The sequence below is a fragment of the Subtercola sp. RTI3 genome, assembly GCF_035018625.1.
GTDB lineage: Bacteria > Actinomycetota > Actinomycetes > Actinomycetales > Microbacteriaceae > Subtercola > Subtercola vilae.
Map to the genome: position 1 here is coordinate 1 of NZ_JASJXO010000094.1, position 5749 is coordinate 5749.

Annotated in this window: 4 protein-coding genes; 3 read left to right on the forward strand and 1 reads right to left on the reverse strand. The window is 67.7% G+C overall.

All coding sequences use genetic code 11. The features are described 5' to 3' along the window. The first annotated feature begins 4 nt into the window (after positions 1 to 4). The 3 genes from aceA (at position 5) to QN358_RS18465 (ending at position 3664) form a co-directional block, all read left to right on the forward strand. On the forward strand, positions 5 to 1312 hold the full coding sequence (aceA, locus tag QN358_RS18455) for an isocitrate lyase (RefSeq protein ID WP_323513227.1): 1308 nt from the start codon (positions 5 to 7) through the stop codon (positions 1310 to 1312). Between the two features lie 123 nt (positions 1313 to 1435). After that, positions 1436 to 3118: a malate synthase A gene (gene aceB / locus QN358_RS18460; RefSeq protein ID WP_323513226.1), complete on the forward strand. Its 1683-nt coding sequence runs from the start codon at positions 1436 to 1438 to the stop codon at positions 3116 to 3118. 90 nt (positions 3119 to 3208) lie between these two features. Beyond that, a complete protein-coding gene (locus QN358_RS18465; RefSeq protein WP_136642067.1) occupies positions 3209 to 3664 on the forward strand; it encodes an SRPBCC family protein in 456 nt (151 codons plus the stop codon). A gap of 73 nt (positions 3665 to 3737) precedes the next feature. On the opposite strand, the gene QN358_RS18470 is transcribed toward QN358_RS18465, so the two are convergent. Further along, complete coding sequence (locus tag QN358_RS18470; protein WP_136642068.1) at positions 3738 to 5621, reverse strand: AMP-binding protein; 1884 nt, start codon at positions 5619 to 5621, stop codon at positions 3738 to 3740. Between the last annotated feature and the right edge of the window lie 128 nt (positions 5622 to 5749).

A 5749-nucleotide genomic window follows, 5' to 3' on the forward strand; every position in this document is an offset into this window, starting at 1 on the left:
AGATGTGTATAAGAGACAGCCCCAGACCCCCCGCACCGGAGACACCACCCAGACCGCCGCAGAGCTCGCCGCGAGCTGGAAGACCGACGCCCGCTGGAACGGCATCGAACGCGACTACAGCTCCGACGACGTGGTGGGCCTTCGCGGCTCGGTGACCGAAGAGCACACCCTGGCCCGCCGCGGCTCCGAGCGACTGTGGGAGCTGATCCACAGCGAGGAGTGGGTGCCCGCCCTCGGCGCGCTCACCGGCAACCAGGCCGTTCAGCAGGTGCGCGCCGGCCTCAAGGCCATCTACCTCTCGGGCTGGCAGGTTGCCGCCGACGCTAACCTCAGCGGCCAGACCTATCCCGACCAGAGCCTGTACCCGGCCAACTCGGTGCCGAGCGTCGTTCGCCGCATCAACAATGCACTGCTGCGCGCCGACCAGATCGAGACGAGCGAAGGCCTGCCAAAACGCGAGTGGATGGCGCCCATCGTGGCCGACGCCGAGGCCGGCTTCGGCGGCCCGCTGAACGCGTACGAACTCATGACGAGCATGATCGCCGCCGGCGCCGCGGGCGTGCACTGGGAAGACCAGCTCGCCAGCGAGAAGAAGTGCGGGCACATGGGCGGCAAGGTGCTCGTTCCCACGGGCCAGCACATTCGCACGCTGAACGCGGCGCGGCTCGCGGCCGATGTGGCGGGCATCCCGAGCCTGATCATCGCGCGCACCGACTCGCTCGCGGCGAACCTGGTGACGAGCGACGTGGATGACCGTGACAAGCCTTTTCTGACCGGAGACCGCACCGCCGAAGGCTTCTACGAGACCCGGCCCGGAATCGACACCGTTCTGGCCCGTGGCCACGCCTACGCTCCCTACGCCGATCTGCTGTGGGTGGAGAGCTCGGAGCCCGATCTCGAACTGGCGCGCACGTTCGCCGAGAGCATCCACCGGGAGTTCCCGGGCAAAAAGCTCGCCTACAACTGCTCGCCGTCGTTCAACTGGAAGAGTCACCTCGACGACGACACCATCGCGAAGTTCCAGCGCGAGCTCGCGGCGATGGGGTACGCCTTCCAGTTCATCACGCTGGCCGGTTTTCACGCCCTCAACCACTCGATGTTCACGCTGGCTCGCGACTACTCCGAGCGCGGCATGAGCGCCTACGTCGAGCTGCAGGAGGCGGAATTCGCCTCGGAGGCCGACGGCTACACCGCCACGAAGCACCAGCGCGAGGTGGGCACGGGGTACTTCGACCGCATCGCCACCGCGCTCAACCCCGCGAGCGCCACCCTGGCTCTCGTCGGCTCGACCGAGTCGCAGCAGTTTCACTGACCCGCCACGTGCACCCGCCACCTCCACCTCCCCTTCAACAACACACCTCACCCGCACACCTCACCATCACACCTCACCCGCACACCTCACCGTCACACCTCACCGTCGCAAAGGAGCACGACCATGACCACGCACACCTCCACCCCGGCCTCCACCTCCACCTCCACCCCGGTCAACACCCACTCCCGCCTCGAGACCCTGGGCTCCGACGAGCCCCGCTTCGACGAGATTCTGACCCCGGATGCCCTCACCTTCGTCACCCGCCTGCACGACCAGTTCGGCCACCGCCGCCAAGAGCGGCTGCACGAACGCATGGCCAGCCGCCGCTCGGTCGAGAACGGCCGCGACTTTCGCTTTCTGACCGAGACCGCGCCGATTCGCCGCGACCCCGACTGGCGCGTCGCCGGCGCGGGCCCCGGCCTTCACGACCGCCGGGTGGAGATCACCGGCCCCACCGACCGCAAAATGACGATCAACGCGCTCAACTCGGGTGCCCAGGTGTGGCTGGCCGACCTCGAAGACGCCACCAGCCCCACCTGGCAGAACATCATCGGCGGGCAGCTCTCGCTGTTCGACGCCATTCGCCGCCAGATCGACTTCACGAGCGACGAGGGCAAGCCGTACCGCCTCACGACGGGCGAGCTGCCCACCATCGTCATGCGCCCGCGCGGCTGGCACCTGGTGGAGAAACACCTGCGCTTCACCGACCGCGCCGGCCAGAGCCAGGCGGCCTCGGCGTCGCTCGTCGACTTCGGGCTCTACGTCTTTCACAATGCGAAGGCGCTCATCGACGGCGGTCGCGGTCCGTACTTCTACCTGCCGAAGATCGAGAACCACCTCGAGGCGCGGCTGTGGGACGACATCTTCACCTACTCCGAGAACGCCCTGGGCCTCGAGCACGGCACCATTCGGGCCACCGTTCTGATCGAGACCATCTCGGCCGCCTTCGAGATGGAGGAGATTCTCTACGAGCTGCGGGAGCACTGCGCCGGCCTGAACGCCGGCCGCTGGGACTACATCTTCAGCTTCATCAAAAGTTACCGGGGCCGGGGCCCGCAGTTCGTCTTTCCCGACCGCGACCGCATCACCATGACCGTGCCGTTCATGCGTGCCTACACCGAACTGCTCGTGGCCACCTGCCACCGCCGTGGGGCCTTCGCCATCGGGGGCATGAGTGCGTTCATCCCGAACCGTCGTGACCCCGCGGTGACGGCGGCGGCTCTCGCGAAGGTCAGCGACGACAAACGCCGCGAGGCGACCGACGGTTTCGACGGCACCTGGGTGGCCCACCCCGACCTCATCGACACCGCCCGGGCCGAGTTCGACCGCGTGCTCGGTGGCCGGCCCAACCAACTCGACCGGCTGCGCCCCGAGGTCGAGGTCACGGCCGAGCAGCTGCTCGATGTGCGCTCGCTCAACAAGCGGGTCACGGATGCCGGCGTTCGCGCCAACGTCAGCGTCGCCACCCGGTACCTCGAGAGCTGGTTGCGCGGTGTCGGCGCCGCTGCCCTCGACAACCTGATGGAAGACGCCGCTACCGCGGAGATCTCGCGCTCACAGCTCTGGCAGTGGATCGCCTACGGCACGGTCACCGTCGAAGGCACCCGCATCACCCGCGCACTCGTCGAAGCGGAGCTCGACGCACTGCTCGGTTCGGTCGACCGGATGCCCGGCAATCGTTACGACGATGCCGCCGCCATCGTGCGCCTTGCCGCGCTGAGCGACGACTTTCCTACGTTTCTCACCATTCCGGCCTACGCGCACTACCTCGTCGATGTGCCGATTCTGGAGGCTGTCGCCGCCTGACGCAAGGGGTGGAAACCCCAGCATCTGTTGTGGGTAACTTGAAGGGCAAGCAAACCAGTTACCCACAACCGATTGCGAGAGTTTCACCTCATGGCACAACTGATCGACAGCGTCGACGTCAACGTTCCCGTTTCAACCGCGTACAACCAGTGGACCCAGTTCGAGACTTTCCCGAAGTTTCTCGACTTCGTCGAATCGATCACCCAGACCGACGACACACACAGCCACTGGAAGGTGAAGATCGGCGGCCAGGAGCGCGAATTCGACACCGTGGTCACTGAGCAGCACGCTGACGAGCGTGTCGCCTGGAACAGCACCAGCGGCGAGGTCGACCATGCGGGCGTCGTCACGTTTCACAAGCTGTCAGATGACACCTCACGCGTCACCGTCCAGATCGATTGGCAGCCGTCGGGCGCCCTCGAGAAGATCGGGGCGCTGTTCGGCGCCGACAACCACGCGGTCAAGAAAGACCTCGCGAACTTCAAGGAGTTCATCGAAAGCCAGGGCTCGGCCACCGGCGCGTGGCGCGGCGACGTCGAGAACTGACAGAGCTGCCGGCTGCGGGCCGACGTCGTCAACGCGCGTCGCCGGTCGGCTGCCGGTTCGACCCGCGTGACGCCTACTGCGTCACGTTCTTGAGCTCAGGGAACTCGTCGTCCCTCCACTCGGTGGGGGCGACGAGCCCCTCGGCCACCTGCTCTTCGCGCTCGCGCAGCTCGACCCGCCGAATCTTGCCGGAGATGGTCTTGGGCAGGTCGAAGAACTCCACCCGGCGGATGCGCTGGAACGGGGCGAGTCGCTGGCGGGCATACAACAGAATGTCGCGGGCGGTATCGGCCGAGGGGCTGAACCCGGGGGCCAGAGTGACGTAGGCCTTCGGTACAGCCAGGCGGAGGGCATCCGGTGCCGGCACGATCGCCGATTCCAAGACGGCTGGATGCTCGACCAGCACACTCTCGAGCTCGAACGGGCTGATCTTGTAGTCAGAGGCCTTGAAGACGTCGTCGGTGCGGCCGATGTACGTGATGTAGCCGTTGACGTCGCGGGCGGCCACGTCTCCGGTGCGGTAGTAGCCGCCCGACTCGGCCTCTTCGTTGCGCGCGGCATCGCCCACGTAGCCCGTCATCAGGTTCAGCGGGCGCGTCGACAGGTCGACGCAGATCTCGCCCTCCTCGGCACGGGCTCCCGTGATGACGTCGACGATCACGATGGGGCAGCCGGGCAGCGGGCGTCCCATGGAGCCGTCGGTGATGGTGGCGCCGGGGGTGTTCGCGACCACGGCCGTCATCTCGGTCTGGCCGTAGCCGTCGCGGATGCTGAGGCCCCACTGTTGGCGAACCTGCGAGATCACCTCGGGGTTCAGCGGCTCGCCGGCCGAGATGGCCTCCCGCAGGGCGCCCGGCCCGCCAGAGAGGTCGCTGCGGATCAGCATGCGCCAGACCGTCGGAGGCGCACAGAACGACGTGACCTTCTCGGCGCGGATCTGGCCGAGCAGGGCCTGCGGATCGAAGCGCGAGTAGTTGTAGACGAATACGGTGGCCTCGGCGATCCACGGGGCGAAGAAGCAGCTCCACGCGTGCTTCGCCCAGCCGGGCGAGCTGATGGCGAGGTGGATGTCGCCGGGCCGCAGCCCCAACCAGTACATCGTGGTGAGGTGGCCGACGGGGTACGACACCTGGGTGTGCTCGACGAGCTTCGGCTGGCTGGTGGTGCCCGAGGTGAAGTAGAGCAGCAACGGGTCGTTCGGGGCGGTGCCGGGGTGCGGCAGCGGGGCGGCGGGGGCCGCAAAGGCGGCGGCGTACGGCTGCCAGGTGGAGGCCGCCGGTGTGGAGGGTGCGGCATCCGGAGCCGTCGCGATGCGTGTGTAGGGGCCCGGAACGGCGTCGAACTTGGCGAGCACGGCGTGGTCGGCGATGACGTGGCGCACGCCGCCACGGGCAATGCGGGTGGCGAGTTCGGCGCTGCCCACGGCGACGGTGGTGGGCAGGATGACGGCTCCGAGCTTCATGACGGCGAGCATCGACTCCCACAGCTCGACCTGGTTGCCGAGCATGAGCATCACGACGTCGCCGCGCTGCACTCCGAGGCCGGCGAGCCAGGTGCCGAGCTGGTCGGAGCGGGTGGCCAGTTCGTCGAAGGTGCGGGTGGTGCGGCGGCCGTCTTCTTCGACGATGACGAGCGCCTCGCGGGGGTTGCCACGCGCGATGGCGTCGAACCAGTCGGTGCCCCAGTTGAAGGTGTCGCCGACGTCGGGCCAGGCGAACGTGGCGACGGCCTCGTCGTACGACTCGCGAAGGGCGACCAGGGTGTCGCGGGCGGCGCGCAAGTTCGCGGTGGCGGGGCCCTGCGTGGTTGGGCTGCTCGCGGCGGGGTGCTGCGCGGCGGTGCTGCTCGCGGCGGAATTCGGTGTTTCGGGGTTCGGTGTTTCGGGGTTCGGTGTGGCGTCGTTCGGTGTTTCAGGGTGCTGCGCGGCGGGGTTCGGTGTTTCGGGGGGACGTGTCATCGCGGTGCTCTCCTCAACTGGCTCGCACCATTCTCGCCCACCCGTCTCCTCCCGACCATGGCGTCCCACCGCAACTCCTCATCGAGTCGGCGAAGTTTGCGGGTGCGGCGGCGCGCAACCCACAAACT